We start from the raw sequence: 20,101 nt of genomic DNA, 5'->3' as shown, positions 1-20,101 counted from the left end.
AAGGTGGGTGCGCAAGTGATTCGGCGAGTTTGGCTGAACCTTTTACGACCGCTCGCCGTACTCGGAGTGGAACGTTCAACGCCGACGACCGTTGGGGTCGCCGGAGGCTGCAGCACGGCCTCCGGCGACCCGATGTCAGACGGTGACGGGGTACGTGAGCTCCCCGGCCGGTACGGCGCGGTCGTCCAGCGCGAGCGCCATCAGATTCGGTCCGTCGTACTGCGGGTGATGGACGCCGAACTCGGTCGCCTGCCGGAATCCGAACCGCGGGTAGTACGTGTCGTGACCGAGCACGACAACCGTTCCTTCGCCACCATCACGCGCCGTGGCCAGTGCGGCCCGCACGGCCGCACTGCCGGCACCTTGCTTCTGGTACGCCGGAAGCACGGCGACCGGCCCGAGCGAGAGGACGGGCTTGTCGCCGATGTGGCAGCGGGTGAGGGCTGCGTAGGCGACCGGCTGATCGTCGGGCGTGGTCGCGACGATCATGAAACCGGGGAGCCAGGCGACCGGGTCGGCCCGATGGGCGTCGAGGAAGTCGACCTCGTACTGGCGGCCGAACGCCTGCCGGGTGATATCGCGGATCAGTTCGACGTCGGGCGGTGTCTCGACGCGGGTGTTCCAGGTGATGGACAACGGTGGTCCCTTTCGAAGGTTGGTGGATGAGGTTGAGTGACCGGGCGTGCGGCAGCCCGGAACGTCGCGGTCATCAACCCACCTCCTCCTTCGAAGTCGCGGCCACCCTAACCGGGCGGACGATGTGGATGCACCGGATTTACCAGTCGGCGACGAACGGATCTATGGATGGCGGAGCGGCCGGCGTCCAGACGCCGTCGACGAGCCGGTACGGGTGCCATCGGCCGTTGCGATCGAGCCTGACCTGGGCGTCGGTGCCGATGGTCAGTCGGTTGTCCGAGGCGGTGACGTCCGCCGCTTGGAGCCCGGTCCGGGCCCGGTTGAGGTCGGCGGGGTTGGGCGTCCAGGTGTGTTCGAGTACGTCGAGGCCGGGCGCGCCGCCGTACCGCCAGGCTTGGATGCCGAGGGCAAGGTCCTGGCCGGTTGCCTCGGTCAACGGTGTGGTGAGCTCGAGGAAGTCGGCGGCGAGGCGGATCGTGTCCTGCCACTCGTCCAACGGTTGTGGCTCCGGGATCGCGTGGAGGAGAGCGTTGAGGATGGCTCTGGCCCGGCGGGCCGCGTCGAGGACGAGGAGTTGGAGGACGGCCGGCCCGATGCCTTCCGGTGGTTCGACAGCCGTTACCGCCAGGTCGTCGAGGCCGACCTTCTTCGGTAGGTCGGGCACGTCCGGCAATTCTGCGGAGGCGGCCGCGAGGACCTCAGCCACTGAGATCCCGGGCTCGGTCAGTTCCGAGGCTTGTTCCGAGGCTTGGAGTCCGTCGAGGAGGCTCTCGCGCGTGCGGCCGCGAAGCAGTAGCAGGACGAACGGGTCGGCGTCGAGGAGCCACGCGACCTGATAGCAGAGAGCGGCCGCGTGCTGGCAGGGCAGCTCCCATGCGTCGCACGTGCAGCTCGGGTCGAGGTCGCCGATGCCTGGCAAGAGCGTGACTCCTGCGTCGGCCGCGGCCTCGACCAGGTCATGCGGCATCTCGCCGTCCAGCAACGCCGCGATGTGGCCGGACCGCGCCGCGACCTGCTCACTGAACCGTCGCCAGTCCTCGGCGCTCAACTCGTCGACATGGACGACCGACTCGTACGTGTCTTCGGGGGAGTAGACCGTGGCGGCGATCCGGCCCGGGCTGATCGTGATGGTCCCAACCTGTCCCGAGTTCGCATACCGGCGGCCCTTGCGCAGCTGGTCGGAGTCGAGCGACGTGTCCTCCATCGCCTGCACCCACGCCCGTGCCCACCACGACCGCCCCCGCGTACTCCGCTGTTGCCGCGCGAACGCCGGGAATCCCTGTGCGTCGTTCATCGCCGACCTCCCCGCAGCTCGACGAGATCGGCAAGCTCCGCGTCCGACAGCTCGGTCAACGCGGCCTCGCCGCCGCTGAGAACGGCTTCGGCCAGCTCGCGTTTGGCGGCGAGCATCGCGGCGATCCGGTCCTCGATGGTGCCTTCGGCAATCAATCGGTGAACCTGCACCGGACGCGTCTGCCCGATCCGGTACGCACGGTCGGTCGCCTGATCCTCGACGGCCGGATTCCACCAGCGGTCGTAGTGCACGACGTGATCGGCGCGGGTCAGGTTGAGACCGGTGCCGGCAGCCTTGAGCGACAGGAGGAAGACGGTCACCTCGCCTGCCTGGAACCGGTCGACCATCGCTTCGCGCTGTGGGACGGGCGTGCCGCCGTGGAGGAGCTGGGTCTGGATGCCGCGTCCGTCGAGGTGCCGCTCGAGCAGTCGGGCCATGGCGACGTACTGCGTGAAGACGAGGACAGCGCCGTCCTCGGCGACGATGGTCTCGAGCAGCTCGTCGAGTAGTTCCAGCTTGCCGGAGCGACCGGTGAGGCGAGCGTTGTCGCCTTCCTTCAGGTACTGCGCCGGGTGGTTGCAGATCTGCTTGAGACCGGTGAGCAGCTTGACGATCAGGCCGCGTCGCGCCATCTGGTTGCTTGCCCGGACCTCGGCCATCAGCTCGCGGACTGTTGCCTCGTACAACACGACCTGCTCGCGGGTGAGCGAGACCGGCTGATCGGTCTCGGTCTTCGGCGGTAGCTCCGGTGCGATGCCCGGGTCGGACTTCTTGCGTCTCAGCAGGAACGGGCGGACCAGCTTCGCGAGGCGTGCGGCGACTTCCTCGTCCTTGTCGGCCTCGATCGGCGCGGCCCACTGGTTGCGGAACGTCCCGAGTCGGCCGAGCAGTCCAGGTGTGGTCCAGTCGAGGATCGCCCACAACTCGGACAGATTGTTCTCGACTGGCGTGCCGGTCAGCGCGACCCGCGCTTGTCCCGGCACGGTCCGTAGCGCCTTCGCCGTACCGGATGACGGGTTCTTCACGTGTTGCGCCTCGTCGGCGACGACCAGGCCCCACCGATGGCCGGCCAGTCGTGCGGCGTCGCGGCGCAGGGTCCCGTACGTCGTCAGCACGAAACCGTCCTGTGCGTCGTCGAGTGAGCGAGCGGTGCCGTGGAACCGGCGTACCGGGGTGCCGGGGGCGAACCGCTGGACCTCGCGCTCCCAGTTGCCGAGGAGTGACGCGGGGCAGACGACGAGGGTCGGGCCGGTGGTGTCCGTGGACTGTTGGCGGTGGAGGTGGAGTGCGATGAGCGTGATCGTCTTGCCAAGACCCATGTCGTCGGCGAGGCAACCGCCGAGGCCGAGCGAGGTCATCCTTGCGAGCCAACGCAGACCGCGCAGCTGGTAGTCGCGCAGTGTTGCCTGCAGCGCGACGGGTGCTTCTATGGGCTCGTCGGCCCGGTCGTGGGCGTCGGGGTCGGCGATGCGGGCGCGGAGGTCGTCGAGCCACTTGGTCGGGGTGACGGTGATCTGGCGGCCGTCGATCTCGGTGGTGCCGGTGAGTGCCGCGCCGAGGGCGTCGATCGGGGTGACTGGTTTGAGGATGCGCTCGCGAGCTTTGCGGGCGAGCTCGGGATCGATCAGCATCCACTGGTCGCGCAGGCGAACGACCGGGCGGGTGGCTTCGGCGAGCTGGTCGAGCTCGGTCTCGGTCAGGGGGTCGTCGCCGACCGCGACCTGCCAGCTGAAGTCGAGCGTCTTGTCGCCGCCGAAGAATCCGGGGAGGTCGCTCGGCGGTCCGTCCGCGGAGGTGATCGCGGCGCGGGCCGTGAGCGCTCGGCCGAGGCTACGTGGCCAGTGCAGATCGACCCCGGCGGCCGTCAACCGCCGCGCCGACCCGGCGAGCAGCTCGGCGACCTCTTCGTCGGACAGTTCCATACGGTTTGGTATGGCGGAATCGAGCAACCGCTGGAGCGCCGGCCAGACCCGCGCGGCACGACGGATCGCGAGCGTCGCGTCGATCCGGGCCCGTGGCCCGAAGCCGGGAACATCCTCGGCCCAGACGTCGTCCGCGTCCCGCACAAGCGTCGGGTCCTTCAGGCTGTGCAGCTGCACGACCGCGCTGAACACCAATGAGTCAGCCAACTCGATCCGCAACGAGATCCGGACCCCGCTGTCGAGCCCCGCCGAAACCTCATCCGCCCAACTCCGCAACCGCCCGGCCCGCTGCGGCGTCGCGCTGGTGAACAGATTCGTCCGGTGCGCCTTCCCCGCAGCAGGCGATCGAGGCATGCCATCAGCAACCGCATCCAGAAACTCCCGCACCAACTCCTCCGCCACTGGCAACCGCACCCCACCGCCCACGGCCGGCGAAGCAGACGCGCCTCCCACCGCGCCGGAGCCGGACGCACCCGCGAGTGCGCGAGGTGAGCCGGTCCCGGCCGAGCCGGATGCACCCGCGAGTGCGCGAGGTGAGCCGGCGCCGGCCGAGCCGGCCGCGGGCTCCGGCGCAGCCGGGCGGGAGACGGTTGCGGGCGGGGAAGCGGATCCGGCTGGACCGGAAGCGGTTGGTAGTGGGAGGGCTCGGGCTGAGGGGGGCATGGATTCGGCGAGGGTGAGGATTCGGGTGACGTCGTCGGTGTCGAGGGGGCCGACGCGCCAGGCGTCGTAGCCGCCGGGGGAGACGCCTGGAAGAAGCTTGCCGCGAGCAACTAGCTGCAAGGCGACGAGCGAGGCTCCACCCCAGAACGCCGCCGACTCGTGAGCCCCCGCCGCTCGCCGCATCCGTCCGAGCACCGGAACCGCGTCCGCGACCGGCAACTCGATCGCCCGCACCGACTGAAGCCGGGAATTGAGGACCAACTGCAGCTCGACCTGCTCACCGACGCCCAGTGGAAGCTCACCGCCGGCAGGGTCCCAGAAGGCTATTCGGCTTGTCCGTGGTGGATCCGCCGGCCGGAAGACCACCGCGCATCCAGCCAGCTCCTGCCCCGTTCCCACCAACCCGACAACCTCCTGCTCAACCGTTCGTACGCCGACGTGACCCCGGCCCGCTGGCGGGATGTTTGCCCATTGGCGTGCTATATGCCGCTATTCATCGAACAACCCGCTACCGATGCCTCAAGCAACCATCTAGACAGCTACCACCGCCGTGTCCGCACCAGGCTGCTCGAACTGGGTCCGGTAGAGCTCCTCGTACCGCCCGCCGGCCGCCAGCAGCTCCGCATGCCGGCCGCGCTCCACGATCCGCCCGGCCTCGATCACGAGGATCTGGTCCGCGGCCCGGATCGTCGACAGCCGGTGCGCGATCACCACCGCCGTACGGCCGGCAAGCGCTTCCGTCAGCGCCGCCTGCACCGCGGCCTCGTTCGTCGAGTCCAGCGCGGCGGTCGCCTCGTCGAGGATCACGACCCGGGGCTGTGCGAGCAGCAACCGCGCGATCGTCAACCGCTGCCGCTCACCACCCGACAGCCGGTACCCACGCTCACCGACGACCGTGTCGAGCTGATCGGGCAACGACCGGATCAGCTCACCCAGCCGGGCCCGCTCCAGCGAATCCCACAGGTCCTCCTCGGAGGCCTCCGGCCGCGCGAGCAGCAGGTTCTCCCGGATCGAATCGTGAAAGAGATGACCGTCCTGCGTCACCATGCCGAGCGTCTCCCGCAACGACTCCGCCGACACATCCCGCACGTCGGCCCCGGCAAGCTTCACCGCCCCCGAGTCCACGTCGTACAACCGCGGAATCAGCTGGGCGATCGTCGACTTCCCCGCGCCGGACGACCCGACGAGCGCCACCATCTGCCCGGGCTCCGCCCGGAACGAGACGTCGTGCAACACCTCGACCCCGCCCCGGGTATCCAGCTTCGCGACCTCTTCGAGCGAAGCCAGCGAGACCTTGTCCGCCGACGGATACGCAAAGCTCACATTCGCGAACTCCACCGCCACCGGCCCCTCAGGCACCCGCTTCGCGTCCGGCTTGTCCTTGATGAGCGGCTCGAGATCCAGTACTTCGAAGACCCGCTCGAAGCTCACCAGCGCCGTCATCACCTCGAGCCGCGCACTCGCCAGCGCAGTCAGCGGCGCGTACAACCGTGTCAGCAAGAGCGCCATCGACACGACTGCGCCCGCATCGAGCTGGTCCCGCAACGCGTAGAACCCGCCGAGGCCATAGACAACAGCCAGCGCAAGCGCCGACACCAACGTCAACGCCGTCACGAAGATCCACTGCACCATCGCCGTCCGTACGCCGATGTCCCGCACGCGTCGCGCGCGAATCGCGAACTCCAGCGACTCCCGCGCCGGCCGCCCGAACAGCTTCACCAACGTCGCACCCGGCGCCGAGAACCGCTCGGTCATCTGCGTGCTCATCGTGGCGTTGTAGTTCGCCGCCTCCCGCTCGAGCGACGCCAGCCGTTGTCCGACCCGCCGGGCCGGAATGACGAAGACCGGCAGGATCACCAGCGCGAGCAGAGTGATCTGCCACGACTCCCGCAGCATCACCACCAGCGTCAGCACGAGCATCACCAGGTTGCCGACCACACCGGACAACGTGTCGCTGAAGGCCCGCTGCGCCCCGATCACGTCGTTGTTCAGCCGGGAGACCAGCGCGCCGGTCCGGGTGCGGGTGAAGAACGCGATCGGCATCCGCTGGATGTGGTCGAAGACCGCCGTCCGCAGGTCGAGGATCAGTCCCTCACCGATCTGCGCCGACAGCCACCGCGTCAGCATGCTCAGCCCGGCCTCCGCGATCGCGATCACCGCGATCAGCACCGCGAAGCGCAGCACGACGCTGAAGGCCTTCCCGCCGACGATCGCGTTGACCACCTCGCCGGCCAGCACCGGAGTCGCCACCGCGAGCACGGCGGCCCCGACGCTCATCACGAGGAACCAGACCAGCTGGGTGCGGTGCGGGCGCGCGAACGCGAGGATCCGCCGCAACGTCGCCTTCGAGAACGGACGTTTCTCGTCCTGCGCGTGCATCGCGTGGTACAGCGAGTTCCACGCGGTCATCTCCATACTCACAGCTGTGTCTCCAGGCTCCGCCGAACCGATCGATCGTGGACCGTCGATGATTCCGTGCCCCACCGACAAAACCCGACGCTAGAACCTCGACAAAGATTGAGGTCAACTGCGTACACTGTACGAAGTATAGCCGACGAGAAGAACGACGCGCATGAATCAGGAGTACAGCGGTAGCGGCGATCCCGCGAGAAGCCTCGAGCTGCTCTGGCGACGCCGCCCGAAGCCGACGCGCGGACCGAAGCCGGCACTGACCGTCGACCAGATCGTCACGGCGGCGCTGAGGGTCGCGGACACCGACGGTCTCGCCGCGATGTCGATGCGCCGGGTCGCCGACGACCTCGGTGTCGGCGCCATGACGCTGTACCGCTACTTCCCGGGCAAGGGTGAGTTGCTCGACGTCATGCTCGACACCGTGTATGGCGAGCTGCCGCGCCGCGACGTACCGGGGGAGTGGCGGGCCAAGCTCGACGAGGTCGCCCGCGAGAACCGCGAGCTGTACCTGCGGCATCCGTGGATGCTCCAGGTCGCGATCAGCCGCCCGCCGCTCGGTCCCAACGTGATGGCGAAGTACGAGTGGGAGCTGGGCGCGGTCGAGGGGATCGGTCTCAGTGATGTGGAGATGGACGCGACTGTCGCGCTCGTCAACGGTTACGTGCACGGCGCTGTACGAACGGCCGTCGAGGCGCACAAGGTGATCCTCCGATCAGGTATGACGGACAAGGAGTGGTGGCTGGCGCACGTCCCGCACCTGGATCAGATCAGTGACCTCGCGAAGTTCCCGCTGGCGGCACGGGTCGGCACTGCGGTCGGGAGTGAGTTCGATGCCCCATACGATGTCGATCATGCGTTCGAATATGGTCTGGGACGCCTGCTGGACGGCGTTTCCGCGCTGGTGGTGAACCGGTCTGCACCGGAGGGATAAATGCAGTTGTGAGTGAGTACTCACTCAGTTACCTTTGATCCGTGACACCACGAGCGACCCCACTGCCACCTGACGAGCGACGCGCGGCCATCGTCGAGGCCGCGCTGCCGTTGCTGGAGGAGTTCGGGGCCGACGTCAGCACCAAGCAGATCGCCGAGGCGGCCGGGATCGCCGAGGGGACGATCTTCCGTGCGTTCGGCAGCAAGGACGCGCTGATCGAGGCCGCGATGGCGACCGTGTTCGACACCTCGGACCTGGTCCGGGCGATCCAGCGGGTCGACCCCTCACTGCCGCTGCGCGAGCGGACCATCGCCGCGGTAGAGATCGGTCAGAAGCGGTTGCGCGGGGTGTTCAAGCTGATGTTCGCGTTGCGGATCCGCCGGCCACCGGAGTTCCGGCACGCGACCCCGATGGACGAGGCGCGCCGCCAGCGGCACTCGGACCTGGCGAACCTGGCGTTCGCGGACCTGATCCGGCCGGACGCGGACCAGTTGCGACTGCCGCCCGAAGACGTGGTCCGCCATCTCGGACTGCTGACCTTCTCGGCCACCCACCCACTGATTTCCGGCGGCCACGCGCTGACCGCCGAGGAGATCGTCGACTTCGCGTTCGACGGCCTCCGCAAGCACCACACCGGTCAGCCACCGGCCACCGAGGACATCGTCGAGTACGCGCTCGGCGGTGCCCGCCATCACGACTCTGGGGATGATTGATGTTACTTCGTGTCTTGCGTACGCACCTGCGTCCGTACGCGGGAAACCTGTCCTTGGTGGTGGTCCTGCAGCTGGTCGGGACGATCGCCTCTCTCTACCTGCCCAGCCTCAACGCCGACATCATCGACAACGGTGTGGCCAAGGGCGACACCGCTTACATCATGCGCACCGGCGGCTGGATGCTCGCCGTCAGCCTGGTGCAGATCCTCTGCACGATCACGGCGGTGTACTTCGGTGCGAAGACGGCCGCCCTGTTCGGGCGGGACGTCCGCGCCGCGGTCTTCCACCGGGTCGGTGAGTTCTCCGCCCGCGAGGTGAACCAGTTCGGCGCGCCGACGCTGATCTCGCGGAGCACCAACGACGTACAGCAGATCCAGATGCTGGTCGTGATGACCACGACGATGCTGGTCGCGGCGCCGATCACGATGGTCGGTGGCGTGATCATGGCGGTCCGCGAGGACGTCGGGCTGTCCTGGCTGGTCGCGGTCGCCGTGCCGCTGCTGGCCGCGTGTGTCGGCTTCATCGCGAGCCGGATGGTCCCGCAGTTCCGGAAGATGCAGAAGAACATCGACGGGGTGAACCGGGTACTGCGCGAGCAGATCTCCGGCATCCGGGTGGTCCGCGCGTTCGTCCGCGAGCCGCACGAGGTCGAGCGCTTCGGCGAGGCCAACCAGAACCTGACCGACACCGCGATCAAGGCCGGCCGGTTGATGGCACTGATCTTCCCGACCGTGATGCTGATCCTGAACCTGTCGAGCGTGGCGGTGCTGTGGTTCGGCGCCTCCCGGATCGAGAACGGGACGATGGAGGTCGGCGCGCTGACCGCCTTCCTGAGCTACCTGATCCAGATCCTGTTCTCGGTGATGATGGGCGTGTTCGTGATGATCATGGTCCCGCGAGCGTCGGTCTGCGCGGATCGGATCTCCGAAGTACTCGACACGGATTCGTCGGTGCGGCCGCCGGTCACGCCGATCAGGACCTTCACCGGTCGCGGGCAGCTCGTCTTCGAGCACGCCTCGTTCAAGTACCCGGGCGCGGCCGAGCCGGTGCTGCACGACATCAACCTCGTCGCCTCGCCGGGCCAGACGACCGCGATCATCGGCAGCACGGGTGCTGGTAAGACGACGCTGCTCTCGCTGGTGCCGCGGTTGTTCGACGCGACCGAGGGACGGGTTCTGGTCGACGGCATCGACGTACGCGAGATCGAGCCCGAGGCGCTGTGGGAGCGGATCGGCCTGGTGCCGCAACGTCCCTACCTGTTCTCCGGGACGGTCGCCAGCAACCTGCGGTACGGCAACCCGGACGCCACCGACGAGGAGCTCTGGGCGGCCCTGGAGATTGCCCAGGGCAAGGACTTCGTCGAGGCGATGGCCGAAGGGCTGGACGCGCCGATCGCGCAGGGCGGCACGAACGTGTCCGGCGGTCAGCGGCAGCGGCTCGCGATCGCGCGGGCGCTGGTCCGCAAGCCGGAGATCTACCTGTTCGACGACTCGTTCTCGGCGCTGGACCTGTCGACCGACGCCCGATTGCGGGCGGCGCTGCGGCCGGTGACCCGGGAGGCCTGTGTGGTGGTCGTCGCGCAGCGCGTGTCGACGATCATCGACGCCGACCAGATCGTCGTGATCGAGGACGGTGCGATCGTCGGCAAGGGCACGCACGACGAGTTGCTCGAGACGTGTCCGACGTACGTCGAGATCGTCGAGTCCCAGCGTTCCGCGGAGGAGGCGGCATGAGCGAGGAGAACACGCCGTCCCCGAACGGGCAGGCGCCCAAGGCTGTGAAGGCACCCAAGGCTGTGAAGGCACCCAAGGCTGTGAAGGCGACCGAGCGGCCGACCACCGGTCGTGGGTTCGGGCCGCCGGGAGGTATTCCCGGCGACAAGTCCATGAACTTCCTGCCGTCGGCGAAGCGGTTGCTCGGGCGGCTGCGCCCGCACCGGCTGCAGGTGTCCGGCGTCATCCTGCTGGCGGTCTGCAGCGTCGGTCTGTCCGTGCTCGGCCCGAAGATCCTCGGCCGTGCGACCGACATCATCTTCGCCGGCGCGATCGGCAAGCATCTGCCGAGCGGGCTGACCAAGGCGCAGGTGATCGAGCAGACCCGGGCCTCCGGCAACGGCCGGCTGGCCGACCTGCTGCAGGGGATCGACCTGGTCCCAGGCGTGGGCATCGACTTCGATGCTCTACGCAACGTTCTGCTGCTGGTCCTGGCGCTGTACGCCGGTGCGTTCTTCCTCTCCTGGGCGCAGGGCTACATCCTGAACGGCGTCGTACAGCGGACGATCCTGTCGCTGCGCGCCGACGTCGAGGCGAAGCTGAACCGGCTGCCGCTGAGCTACTTCGACGGTGCGCCACGCGGTGAGCTGCTCAGCCGGGTGACGAACGACATCGACAACATCTCGACCAGCCTGCAGCAGACGCTGAGCCAGCTGCTCACCTCGCTGCTGACGGTCATCGGCGTGATCACGCTGATGTTCGTGATCTCCCCGGTGCTGGCGCTGATCGCGCTGGTCACGATCCCGATCACGATGATCCTGACTGCGACGATCGCCAAGCGCTCGCAGGTCCGGTTCATCGCCCAGTGGCGTCACACCGGAGCGCTGAACGGGCAGATCGAGGAGGCGTTCACCGGTCACGAGCTGGTGAAGGTCTTCGGCCGGCAGAAGGAGATCGAGGCCGAGTTCGCGAAGAAGAACGACGACCTGTTCCAGGCCGCGTTCGGGGCGCAGTTCATCTCCGGGCTGATCATGCCGGTGATGATGTTCGTCGGGAACCTGAACTACGTGGTCATCGCGGTCCTCGGCGGTCTGCGGGTCGCGTCCGGCACGATGTCGCTGGGCGACGTGCAGGCGTTCATCCAGTACTCGCGGCAGTTCACCCAGCCGCTGACCCAGGTCGCCTCGATGGCGAACCTGTTGCAGTCGGGTGTCGCGTCCGCTGAGCGCGTGTTCGAAGTACTCGACGCGGAGGAGCAGATCCCGGACGACGCGACGCCGGAGAAGGTCACCGACGCGCGCGGACGGGTCGAGTTCGAGCACGTCTCGTTCTCGTACGACCCGGAGAAGCCGCTGATCACCGACCTGAGCCTGGTCGCGGAGCCGGGGCAGACGGTCGCGATCGTCGGCCCGACCGGTGCCGGCAAGACGACGCTGGTCAACCTGATCATGCGGTTCTACGAGCTCAACGGCGGCAGGATCACGCTCGACGGTGTCGACATCACCGAGCTGACGCGGCACGACCTGCGCTCGCGGATCGGCATGGTGCTGCAGGACACCTGGCTGTTCGGCGGCACGATCCGCGACAACATCCTCTACGGCAACCTGGACGCCACCGAGGAGGACATGCTGGCCGCCGCGAAGGCGACGTACGTCGACCGCTTCGTGCACAGCCTGCCGGACGGGTACGACACGGTGATCGACGAGGAAGGCAGCAACGTCAGCGCCGGTGAGAAGCAGCTGCTCACCATCGCGCGAGCGTTCCTGGCCGACCCGCAGTTGCTCATCCTCGACGAGGCCACCAGCTCGGTCGACACCCGCACGGAGGTCCTGGTCCAACGCGCCATGGCCGCCCTGCGCTCGGACCGAACCAGCTTCGTCATCGCGCACCGCCTCTCCACCATCCGCGACGCCGACCTCATCCTGGTCATGGAGAACGGCGCGATCGTCGAACAGGGCAACCACAACGAACTCCTCGCCGTCGACGGCGCCTACGCCCGCCTCTACAACGCCCAGTTCAGCGGCGCCGTAGTAGACATAGACGAAGAAGCCGCCGCCATGGCAGCACCGATAGCAACCCCAGCCGGCCGCCCCATGGCCCGCTGACAACAAGCACCACACGGAGGGGACGCCGAACGGCGTCCCCTCCATCCATGTTCAATTCCATGCGGAGCAGCGGAGGTGGCGATGGGTGGCGGCGAGGGCAAGCCCGGGGACGAGTGGGCGGCGTTGGCCGGGACGAGCGCGAGCTTTGAGGAGTTCGAGGAGCTTGCCGGTCCGCTGATTCGGGGTGGGCCGCCCCCGGCCGTCGGTGTGCCGGCGATCGCCCATGCGCCGATGATCATCGATACCGATGTTGGTGGGGATCCGGATGACACGGTCGCGCTGGTCGTTGCTGCTCGGTTGGTGCCTGAGCTGCGGTTGGTGATTACCGGTGACGAGTACGGCGGGGAGCGGGCTCGGTTTGCGCGGTACTTGCTGGATCTGGTGGGGCGGACGGATGTTCGGGTGGTGGCAGGGGCCGACCTCGGGAACAGCCGGATGTGGGTGATCGACGGATTGTGTCCGGCGGAGGTCCCGCGGCAGGGGACCGACGTGGTTGGGGCGGTGAGTGAGCTTTGTACGGCGACGGCCGGGCGGATTCGCTGGGTGGGGATGGGGCCGTTGTCCAACCTCGCCAGGCTGCAGGCCGAGCGGCCTGAGCTGGTGTCGCAGTTGGTCGTGACGCAGATGGGCGGTGCGATCAACTACCGGGATCCCGCGCGGGCGGAGCACAACTTCCGGGTGGACCCGGAGGCTGCGATCCGGATGCTGCCGGCGCTGGAGCCGTGGCTGCCGACGTTCGTGGTGTCCGACGTGACGTTCACCCCGGCGATGGAGATCACCAAGGACTCTCCGCTGTACCAGCGATGGGCTCAGCCGGACGCGCGCCCGTTCGAGCGCGTGCTCCGCGAACACTGCGATCGCTGGATGGCGAAGTACCCGGGCACCATGCAGCACGACGCGCTGACGCTGGCGGCGGCGATGTTGTGGCCGGGTGTCCGCTTCGTGCGGGAGCGGGTTGTGCTCGACGAGATCGCGCGGATGAGCAGACACGACGACGGGGCCGAGATCGTCATGTCGGTGTCGGCGGACTACGGCGCGTTCATGTCGTGGCTGGAGCGGGCGCTGGATTAGTGCCGGCGAGGGCGTCGAGGACAAACGTCCGGAAGTCGTCGGGTGCGGAGAGCATAGGCATGTGGTCCGCGTTCGGGAGGACGGTCAGGGTGGTGTTCGGGGCTTCGGATGCCAGGCGGTGGGCCCAGAGTTGGGTGCCTTGGAAGTCGTGTTCGCCGACCAGGACGGAGACCGGTACTGCGAGTTCGGCGAAGCGGTGTTTGATCGGGGGATCGAGCTCGCGGGCATTGTCCTCGGGCATGAGCATGATCCGGGAGTTCGCGATCGCGAGGCCGACCAGGAGGCGGTGAGCGTCGAGGTCGACCGCGGGGCACCAGGCGGTGACGTCGTTCGCCGCGGCTGTCGGGATGTCGCCGGCCTCGAGGATCTTCGCCTGCTGGGCGAAGTGAGCCCGCATCACCACCCGCGCCGCCGCCTCGGCCGCCGTCGGCGACGGGAACTCGCCGAACGACCCGGCAACCGCGCAGACCCGAGCCACCCGCGCCGGATACCGATGGGCGAACGCCAACGCCTGCCGCGCCCCGTCGGACACCCCGAGCAGCGTCGCCCGCGAGACCCCGGCGACATCCAGGACCGCGGCCAGGTCGGCGAGCTCCTCGTACTCGGACAAAGACACGGACGACAGGCCGCGGTCCCGGCAGTCCCACACCGTCACGCGAGCTACGTCCGCCAGCCACGCGACCGTGGAACTCCACATCCGCGTGTCGGTGAGACCGCCGTTCAGCAGGACGACATCCGGGCCGGCGCCGTGCTGCTCGTAGTACAGGTATCCGCCGGGCACATCAACAAAGGGCATGACCGCGATTCTGCTGGCCCCCGACCGCCCGCGACATCGGGAATTCTCCCTAGTCGAACGACTCCAGGATCAGGTCGGCGTCCTCCTGGCGGTCCGGGTCCGGGTCCGTCTGGGCGACCTCGACCAGGTGATCGTGATACTGCGGGTACGCCGAGTACGCCGTCGCGTACAGCGCCGCCTCGCGAACTGCCGTGTCCGGGTCCTTCATCGCGGCGGTGATGCAGGCGAAGAATCGTGCGTCGTACTCGTCCGGCGCCCCCACGCCGGCTCGGGCAACCGCCGCCGGCCCCGGGCTGGCAGACACGTCGACGAGCAGCTCGTCCAAAGTCCAGACCGGCCCTTGGTCGGCGACGACGCGCGTCACCTCCGAGACTGCGGACTGCTCGGCGCCCGACACCACGACGTACGGGGTGAGCGACAACGGGTCGACCGTGTACTCCAGGGAGACGCCATCGTCGGCTCTCCAGGAGAGCTCGCCAGGGTCCGAGCCGTCGACCAGCGGCCATCCTTGCTGATCGGCGAACGCCCGGACCGCGGCCTCGTTGCCCTTCACCACCATCCGGCGCGACCGGAAGTCCGTCATACGCCGCGTGCCAACCGGCGTATCGCGAGCTCGGCGAGGAGGGCGGCTCCGTCCGGGAGGATGGAGTCGTCGAAGTCGGCCAAGGGGGAGTGGTTGTCGGGGGCGGCGTCTGGGTCGGCGGAGCGGCAGGCGCTGAGGTTGAGGTACACGCCCGGGATCTCCTCCAGGATGTAGGAGAAGTCCTCGGCGCCGCAGCGCGGGTTGGGGCGTTCGCGGAAGCGGTCGTCGCCGAAAAGGTCGACTATCGTGTCGCGGGCGAACTCGTACTCCGCGGTGTCGTTGACCGTCACCGGATAGCCGATCTGGTACTCGACCTCGGCCTTCAACCCGTGGGCCGCGGCCATCGACTCGACCAGTTGGGTTGACGCCAGCTCCACTTTCGCGCGGGTCTCCGCGGAGAACGTCCGGACCGTCGCGTCGAACATCGCGTCGTCCGGGATGATGTTCTCCTTCGTCCCACCGGCGATCCGTCCGACCGTGAGCACGACCGGGTCGAACACGTCGAACTGCCGCGTGATCATCGTCTGCAGCGCCCCGACGATCTCGCACAGCACCGGGATCGGGTCCTTCCCGCGGTACGGCGTCGACCCGTGCGTCCCCGAACCGACCACCCGCACATGCAACTGGTCTGCCGCGGCCATGAACGACCCCGGCTTGCTGCTCCACATCCCCAACGGCTGCGACGCCGACCCGACGTGCAGCCCGTACGCCGCATCGGCCCGCCGGCCCGCCGCGTTCAGCACACCCTCGCGGATCATGATCGGCGCCCCGCCCGACGTCTCCTCGCCGGGCTGGAACATGAACACCACATCACCGGGCAACTCCGCCTGCAGAGCAGACAGCACCTTCGCCGCGCCGACCAGCCCCGCGACATGCAGGTCATGACCACACGCATGCATCATCCCAGGGTGCTGCGAGACGTAGGGCACGTCGGTCCGCTCGGTCACCGGCAGCGCATCCATGTCTCCGCGCAACAAGACAACCGGACCGGGCCCACCGCCACCTCGCAGTACGGCGGTCACCGAGGACAGCTCCTTGCCGAGCGTGATCTCCAACGGCAGGCCGGCCAACGCTTCCAGGATCAACTGCTGCGACTTCGGCAGATCCAGGTCGTACTCCGGGACCTGATGCAACGCCCGCCGCAGCGCGACGATCTCGTCCCGGAACCCCTCCGCCAGCTCACGCGTGCGGCTCATGCTTTCGGTCCCAGGTTCAGCGCCGACATCACCCGTTGCGCGCTGCTGCCGAGCTCGAGCAGTTCGACGAGGTCGAGCCACCGCTCCGGATCCCTGATCTCCTGCGGGATGCGCGCGTCGTACTTCCCGACCGGCGCGTCCTTCGCGACGGCGACGACCTTCGGCGCGACGTCCAGGTAGTCGCTGTCCGCGAGGATCTTCTTCTTCACCCCGGGCGACATCGGCGTACTCGGGTCGGCCGCGGCGGCGCGGATCGCATCCAGATCGCCGTACGCCGTGACGAGCGCGGCGGCCGTCTTCTCGCCGATGCCCTTCACGCCGGGCAGCCCGTCGGAGGCGTCCCCGCGCAGCGTCGCGAAATCGGCGTACCGCTGAGCCGGGATCTCGTACTTCGCCAGCAGCGCCTTCTCGTCGTACACCTCGGCCCGGCCGACGCCGCGTGCCGCCGTGTACACGATCCGGATGCCGCGGCTGTCGTCGATCAGCTGGAACAGGTCCCGGTCGCCGGTGACCACGTCGACCGGCATCGTCGCCTGGTGCGAGAGCGTGCCGATCACGTCGTCCGCCTCGTGGTCTGGGGCGCCCACGATCGCGATCCCGATCGCCTCGAGGCAGGCGCGGATGTACGGCACCTGGACCTCGAGCCGGTCCGGTACGTCCTCGACCTGCTCGCCCTTCGGCGTCACGAATTCGACCCGCTGCGCCTTGTACGACGGAATCAGCGCGACCCGCCAGGACGGCCGCCAGTTGTCGTCCCAGCAGGCGACCAGATGGGTCGGCCGGTGGTTCTCGGCGAGGCGCGCGATGAAGTCGAGCAGCCCGCGGATCGCGTTGGTCGGCGTACCGTCGGCGGCCTTCATCGTGTCCGGCACGCCGAAGAACGCACGGAAGTACAGCGACGCGGTGTCGAGCAGCATCAAGCGCTGGGGTCTGTCAGCCATGAGGAGATGCTTTCACAACCGCCCGACAGTTGCCGATCACCGCTCCGCGCCTACACCCTGAGGCATGATCGAGGCGCAGGTGATGGATCTCGCCGTCGGCGTGAGCTTCCTGGCAGCCGCCGCGGTGCCGGTCGGTGCCGGCCGCCAACGTGTCGTGGTCGCCGCGGTCGGCGTGACCTGGCTGCTCGAGTCGGTGGTACCCGGGGTCTTGTCCGTTCACCATGGTCTGCTCCTTCTCGCGCTGGCGAGCTTTCCGACGGGCAAGGTTCGGGGTCGCCTCAGCTGGCTCGTGGTCGCGCTCGCCGTGCCGGCCGCCGTCGGCCTGGTCTCGCAGCTGGGGCTTGCGGTGCTGTACGCGATCGCGGCCCTGGTGATGCTGGTCCGCCCGGCGACGCATTGGTATCCGGTCGCATCGGCTGCGGCCGTCGCGGCGGTACTCGGGACGGCCTGGACCTGGTCCCGACAGGACGGGCCGTTCGATCCTGCGTTGGCGCTGCTGAGCTACGAGGTTGTGCTGCTCGTGATCGCGATCGCCTACCCCGTTGCGGCGTGGACGGTGGAACAGGTCCGGCGAAGGCTCGCCGACGAGGCGCTGGCGGGTACGCCGGCAGCCGGGCTGCCAGGTTTCGCGGCGATTCTCGCGGATACGCTGGACGATCGCACCCTACGGGTCCATCGTCGGGTCGGCCAGGGTTACGCAACCTCCGACGGAGAAGCGATCGAGCCTGAGCCAGGTTGGCTGGTCGTCGCCGGCGACGACGGTCCGCTGGCCGTCGTCGAGCACAGTTCGCCCGCACTCGCCGACGCAGTCACCGCGCAGGCGGTCTCATCTGCCGTCCGGCTGGCGGTGACGAACGCACGTCTGCACGACGAGCAGTTGGTCCGCCTGGCCGAGCTGGAGGCAGCGCGAGCGCGGGTCGTCGCTGCGACCGATGCACAACGGATCGCGATGGCCGAAGAGCTTCGGGACAACGTGCTGAGCCTTCTGATCGAGGCGCGAAGTGAGCTGGAGCGGACCCGGATCTCTTCGCTGCGATCGGTGGCGGAGTCACTCGCGACCGCGATCACCGAGATCGAGGATCTGGTGACCGGAGTCCCGCCCGCCGGACTGGGCAACGGCCTCCTCCGGGCGGCGCTGGAGACGCTGGCACGGAGCGCTCCGGCCGACGTCAAGGTCACCTGTGCCCCGGACGCGGCGGCAGGAACGGGGGTCGAGTCTGCGCTGTACTTCGTCTGCTCCGAGGCGCTGACCAACGCGATCAAGCATGCCGGAGCCACCCGGATCAGGATCGAACTCAGCGGATCGAGCCGAGACCTTCGACTCGTTGTCACCGACAACGGACGAGGTGGGGCAGATCCTTCCGGCTCAGGGCTGACCGGTCTGGCCGACAGACTGGCGGCGTACAGCGGCCGGCTCCAAGTGGTGAGTCCACCCGGAGCCGGTACGACAGTGAGCGCGACCGTCCCGGTGCGCTAGACGATCTTCTGCCAAGGCTTGATCAGGTACTGCAAGTTCGTCCAGTCACTCACGTAGTCCCCGAGGATGAGCGTCCGGCCTTCCAGCTTCCAGCTCATCCGGATCGGCCCACCGCCCGGGAAGCAGTGGTTCGGCACCGTGTCGGACACCGGCAGCAGACATCCGGTCAGCTTGGCCAGGAGTGCGGGCCGATAGCTGAAGTAGACGGTGTTTCCCATGCCCCGGACCTCACCGGCGTCGAGCGGTCCGTCGTATGTCGACGCCGCGCACTCCACACCTGGCTCGCTGATCGGCCGGCAGCTGAGCCGATACTCGCCCTGCCGGATCGCCAGGGTCCAGGTCCCACGGAGCCCAGGATCCTGGCTCTGACCTGCCGCGGCGAGGTCCGCCGACGTGATGCCCACCCGGTAGACGCCGGGAGGCAGTTTGGACAGTGTCGCCGGTGGCTTTCCTGCCTGGAAGTTCTGCGAATTATCCTTGCACACGATCGGCACGGTCGGGACCTCGACTTCCGGGTTGCGCTGTGCGATCGCCTCGATCTCGTGGAACAAGGGGTCCGTTGCCAGGCCGGCGAGCACCGGACGGAGCGTTCGGCGCAGCTCCGCGAGCTGGTCGGGTGCCGCGTCGAGGAACTTGATGCCCTGCCCGCACAGTCGCGTGGCCGGCGTGCTCTCGTCGTACACCGCGTCGACGGAGGCGGCGGTCGCCTTCTTGGCCGCTTCACGAATCCAGGTGCGCTGCTGCTCGGTGAGTGCGTCGAAGCGCTGCCGGCTGAAGCTGAGCACGAACACCTTCGGCCAGAGCACCACGTTCCCGGTGCCGAAGGTGGTAGGGCCGGGGCCGTTCGCCACGTACTGGGCGATGTCGAGCTCGACCCCGGTGAGCTTGCCCTCCCGGGCCTGGTCGACCCAGTCGAACCCGGCACTCACCGGCGTACCGCCGAGCGCGCGGACGGTCGCCTCCTGGGTCGGCGAGTTGAAGCTCCGGAACCGTACTCCGGCCCACGCGGACGGCGAGACCAGCGCCGCCTTGGTGGCGAACGGCCGGCGAAGCGGGCCGACGGCCAGCCCGAGTCCGATCACTCCGGTGTGCTCCAACCGGTCGAGCAGGTGGCCGGCGACCGGCGAGGTGACGAGGGCCTTCTCGGCTGTGTAGTTGGTGATCGTCATCGGGGCTTCGACCGCTCCGAAGCCGCCGATACCGGCGCTCGCGAAGGCGCGGGTGGACGGCCAGCCGCCGTCGACCGCACCGGTGGCAATCGCCTTGACCACTTTCGTCTCGGCGTCGGCCCCTTTGCCGCCGTACTCCTTCTTCACATCCACCCGGAGGCGACCGCCGGAGACAGCGACGAGACTGTCGACGAACGCCTGCGGCCCGTAGGACTGGCCGTTGTCGTTCACGTCGTCGAGGGTGGCCAGCGTGAGGACCGCGGTGTCTCCGCCCGCCTTGTCGAGACTGCCGGCCGTGCTGCAGGCGGTGATTGTGGCCGCCGCGAGTGTGACCGCGACCAGCGCGGCCGTGACGCGTTGCCTGTTCATGGGTACCTCCCGCTGAGATTCCCGGCGCCTGAGCCCCGCTTGGACGACATCCGGTACTCCGACGTTAGGCAGATGCCTGCGCGGTGCCGACCGTGTTGGCACGGCAGCCAA

General features: G+C 68.4%; 15 protein-coding genes. 6 read left to right on the top strand and 9 right to left on the bottom strand.

The window, feature by feature from the left end; all coding sequences use genetic code 11:
- Window positions 1-135: 135 nt before the first annotated feature.
- The 4 genes from AB0J62_RS12590 to AB0J62_RS12575 form a co-directional block, all read right to left on the bottom strand.
- On the bottom strand, window positions 136-636 hold the full coding sequence (locus AB0J62_RS12590; RefSeq protein WP_363868297.1) for an N-acetyltransferase: 501 nt from the start codon (window positions 634-636) through the stop codon (window positions 136-138).
- Between the two features lie 139 nt (window positions 637-775).
- Entirely contained in the window at window positions 776-1,930 is a 1,155-nt protein-coding gene (locus tag AB0J62_RS12585; RefSeq protein WP_363868294.1) for an SWIM zinc finger family protein, read from the bottom strand.
- The gene (locus AB0J62_RS12580; protein ID WP_363868290.1) at window positions 1,927-4,914 is read right to left on the bottom strand and encodes an SNF2-related protein; all 2,988 of its coding nucleotides are present in this window, start codon (window positions 4,912-4,914) and stop codon (window positions 1,927-1,929) included. Before AB0J62_RS12580 ends, AB0J62_RS12585 begins: the two co-directional genes overlap by 4 nt.
- 132 nt (window positions 4,915-5,046) lie before the next feature.
- Window positions 5,047-6,924: an ABC transporter ATP-binding protein gene (locus AB0J62_RS12575; protein WP_363870436.1), complete on the bottom strand. Its 1,878-nt coding sequence runs from the start codon at window positions 6,922-6,924 to the stop codon at window positions 5,047-5,049.
- 163 nt (window positions 6,925-7,087) lie between these two features.
- Between AB0J62_RS12575 and AB0J62_RS12570 the strand changes: the two genes are divergently transcribed.
- The 5 genes from AB0J62_RS12570 (at window position 7,088) to AB0J62_RS12550 (ending at window position 13,459) form a co-directional block, all read left to right on the top strand.
- Window positions 7,088-7,858: a TetR/AcrR family transcriptional regulator gene (locus AB0J62_RS12570; protein ID WP_363868287.1), complete on the top strand. Its 771-nt coding sequence runs from the start codon at window positions 7,088-7,090 to the stop codon at window positions 7,856-7,858.
- A gap of 41 nt (window positions 7,859-7,899) precedes the next feature.
- The gene (locus AB0J62_RS12565) at window positions 7,900-8,571 is read left to right on the top strand and encodes a TetR/AcrR family transcriptional regulator (RefSeq protein WP_363868284.1); all 672 of its coding nucleotides are present in this window, start codon (window positions 7,900-7,902) and stop codon (window positions 8,569-8,571) included.
- Window positions 8,571-10,304, top strand: coding sequence for an ABC transporter ATP-binding protein (locus AB0J62_RS12560; RefSeq protein WP_363868281.1), 1,734 nt, complete (start codon window positions 8,571-8,573; stop codon window positions 10,302-10,304). Before AB0J62_RS12565 ends, AB0J62_RS12560 begins: the two co-directional genes overlap by 1 nt.
- A 152-nt stretch (window positions 10,305-10,456) precedes the next feature.
- A complete protein-coding gene (locus AB0J62_RS12555; RefSeq protein WP_363870433.1) occupies window positions 10,457-12,388 on the top strand; it encodes an ABC transporter ATP-binding protein in 1,932 nt (643 codons plus the stop codon).
- An 81-nt stretch (window positions 12,389-12,469) separates the two neighbouring features.
- Entirely contained in the window at window positions 12,470-13,459 is a 990-nt protein-coding gene (locus AB0J62_RS12550) for a nucleoside hydrolase (protein ID WP_363868278.1), read from the top strand.
- On the opposite strand, the gene AB0J62_RS12545 is transcribed toward AB0J62_RS12550, so the two are convergent.
- The 4 genes from AB0J62_RS12545 to AB0J62_RS12530 are packed head-to-tail and all read right to left on the bottom strand — an operon-like array spanning window position 13,428 to window position 16,951.
- Window positions 13,428-14,255 carry an alpha/beta hydrolase gene (locus AB0J62_RS12545; protein ID WP_363868275.1) on the bottom strand — a complete coding sequence of 276 codons (828 nt, stop codon included), beginning with the start codon at window positions 14,253-14,255 and terminating at the stop codon, window positions 13,428-13,430. The two genes, AB0J62_RS12550 and AB0J62_RS12545, sit on opposite strands and share 32 nt — an antisense overlap.
- 49 nt (window positions 14,256-14,304) lie before the next feature.
- Window positions 14,305-14,838 carry a HEAT repeat domain-containing protein gene (locus tag AB0J62_RS12540; RefSeq protein WP_363868271.1) on the bottom strand — a complete coding sequence of 178 codons (534 nt, stop codon included), beginning with the start codon at window positions 14,836-14,838 and terminating at the stop codon, window positions 14,305-14,307.
- Window positions 14,835-16,034 (bottom strand): M20 family metallopeptidase, encoded by a 1,200-nt coding sequence (locus tag AB0J62_RS12535; RefSeq protein ID WP_363868268.1) that lies wholly within the window; start codon window positions 16,032-16,034, stop codon window positions 14,835-14,837. Before AB0J62_RS12535 ends, AB0J62_RS12540 begins: the two co-directional genes overlap by 4 nt.
- A complete protein-coding gene (locus tag AB0J62_RS12530; protein ID WP_363870430.1) occupies window positions 16,031-16,951 on the bottom strand; it encodes a 5'-3' exonuclease in 921 nt (306 codons plus the stop codon). The genes AB0J62_RS12535 and AB0J62_RS12530 overlap by 4 nt, the downstream gene beginning before the upstream one ends.
- 88 nt (window positions 16,952-17,039) lie before the next feature.
- Between AB0J62_RS12530 and AB0J62_RS12525 the strand changes: the two genes are divergently transcribed.
- The gene (locus tag AB0J62_RS12525) at window positions 17,040-18,452 is read left to right on the top strand and encodes an ATP-binding protein (RefSeq protein WP_363868265.1); all 1,413 of its coding nucleotides are present in this window, start codon (window positions 17,040-17,042) and stop codon (window positions 18,450-18,452) included.
- On the opposite strand, the gene AB0J62_RS12520 is transcribed toward AB0J62_RS12525, so the two are convergent.
- A complete protein-coding gene (locus AB0J62_RS12520) occupies window positions 18,449-19,990 on the bottom strand; it encodes a hypothetical protein (protein WP_363868262.1) in 1,542 nt (513 codons plus the stop codon). The two genes, AB0J62_RS12525 and AB0J62_RS12520, sit on opposite strands and share 4 nt — an antisense overlap.
- Window positions 19,991-20,101 lie beyond the last annotated feature (111 nt).

Source organism: Kribbella sp. NPDC049584 (assembly GCF_040675555.1).
Lineage (GTDB): Bacteria > Actinomycetota > Actinomycetes > Propionibacteriales > Kribbellaceae > Kribbella.
This window is presented reverse-complemented; position numbering and strand designations above follow the sequence as displayed.

What these genes read in the sequence shown, in the direction of transcription:
- AB0J62_RS12585 (WP_363868294.1), bottom strand. Translation starts at nt 1,930, where the DNA reads ATGAACGACGCACAGGGATTCCCGGCGTTCGCGCGGCAACAGCGGAGT.
- AB0J62_RS12575 (WP_363870436.1), bottom strand. Translation starts at nt 6,924, where the DNA reads ATGACCGCGTGGAACTCGCTGTACCACGCGATGCACGCGCAGGACGAG.
- AB0J62_RS12570 (WP_363868287.1), top strand. Translation starts at nt 7,088, where the DNA reads ATGAATCAGGAGTACAGCGGTAGCGGCGATCCCGCGAGAAGCCTCGAG.
- AB0J62_RS12560 (WP_363868281.1), top strand. Translation starts at nt 8,571, where the DNA reads ATGTTACTTCGTGTCTTGCGTACGCACCTGCGTCCGTACGCGGGAAAC.
- AB0J62_RS12555 (WP_363870433.1), top strand. Translation starts at nt 10,457, where the DNA reads ATGAACTTCCTGCCGTCGGCGAAGCGGTTGCTCGGGCGGCTGCGCCCG.
- AB0J62_RS12550 (WP_363868278.1), top strand. Translation starts at nt 12,470, where the DNA reads ATGGGTGGCGGCGAGGGCAAGCCCGGGGACGAGTGGGCGGCGTTGGCC.
- AB0J62_RS12545 (WP_363868275.1), bottom strand. Translation starts at nt 14,255, where the DNA reads ATGCCCTTTGTTGATGTGCCCGGCGGATACCTGTACTACGAGCAGCAC.
- AB0J62_RS12540 (WP_363868271.1), bottom strand. Translation starts at nt 14,838, where the DNA reads ATGACGGACTTCCGGTCGCGCCGGATGGTGGTGAAGGGCAACGAGGCC.
- AB0J62_RS12535 (WP_363868268.1), bottom strand. Translation starts at nt 16,034, where the DNA reads ATGAGCCGCACGCGTGAGCTGGCGGAGGGGTTCCGGGACGAGATCGTC.
- AB0J62_RS12530 (WP_363870430.1), bottom strand. Translation starts at nt 16,951, where the DNA reads ATGCTGCTCGACACCGCGTCGCTGTACTTCCGTGCGTTCTTCGGCGTG.
- AB0J62_RS12525 (WP_363868265.1), top strand. Translation starts at nt 17,040, where the DNA reads ATGATCGAGGCGCAGGTGATGGATCTCGCCGTCGGCGTGAGCTTCCTG.
- AB0J62_RS12520 (WP_363868262.1), bottom strand. Translation starts at nt 19,990, where the DNA reads ATGAACAGGCAACGCGTCACGGCCGCGCTGGTCGCGGTCACACTCGCG.